Source organism: Thiorhodococcus drewsii AZ1, from assembly GCF_000224065.1.
Lineage (GTDB): Bacteria > Pseudomonadota > Gammaproteobacteria > Chromatiales > Chromatiaceae > Imhoffiella > Imhoffiella drewsii.
In genome coordinates this window covers 1-717 of record NZ_AFWT01000133.1, presented here as the reverse complement: position 1 = coordinate 717, position 717 = coordinate 1, and the positions used below count along the sequence as shown (strand labels likewise).

Sequence of the window (717 nt, the reverse complement as noted above, 5' to 3'; positions counted from 1 at the left end):
GAAATCCTGGTACTTGGAGACAAACGCCTCCTGAACCTCGACCGGCTGATGCTTGCCTGGCAGCAGCGTCGGTTTCTTGTAGACGTAGCCGAGGCGATGCAGCAGCGCGTTCATGCCGCTGGGTGTGTAGCACACGTCCCAGCGTTGCTCGACGTAGCGCGCCACGTCCGCTGCAGTTTGATACAGCGTGCTCTGCAGATGCGCATCCAGCTCACGCAACTGGGTGCTATCGAGCAACGCTTCACTGCCCACATAGCTCATACGCAGCAGCTCATCAAGGCCGCCCTTCTGGTAGCGCTTGAAATAGCTGCGCACCGTCTCAGGGTCCAGCAGCAGTGCATCGGCAATGTCCTTCACCCCACGACCCTGACCAAGCAGAATGACCGCATTGATGCGGTAAGCTTCGCGGATGTCGCGCACCATGCGGTGGACCGCACGCAGCTCAGCTAGCTCTTCATCGCTCAGTCGGTAGTCGTTCATGCGCTGGAGATTACCATGGTGAGCAGACGGTTAACGAGGGAGCCTGAGCCGAAAATTCGTATGAGACGGGTATATCTATAGCGTTAACCCGTGAAATCAATGAATAATCAATAATAAAGCATCTGCAAATAGCGGTGGAGCATATTTGAAATGGCGTTGTTTTTGAATTGAGGTCGAATTTTCCTGGTTTGGAAATTTGCAGGGGAGAATAGGTGTTTTTGTAAGCGATATTTTGTG

Annotated in this window: 1 protein-coding gene; it reads right to left on the bottom strand. The window is 53.4% G+C overall.

Annotated elements, in window-relative coordinates:
- Window positions 1-480, bottom strand: a 480-nt coding sequence (locus THIDRDRAFT_RS23390; protein WP_007043437.1) for a helix-turn-helix domain-containing protein, incomplete at its 3' end; no start/stop codon positions are given.
- Between the last annotated feature and the right edge of the window lie 237 nt (window positions 481-717).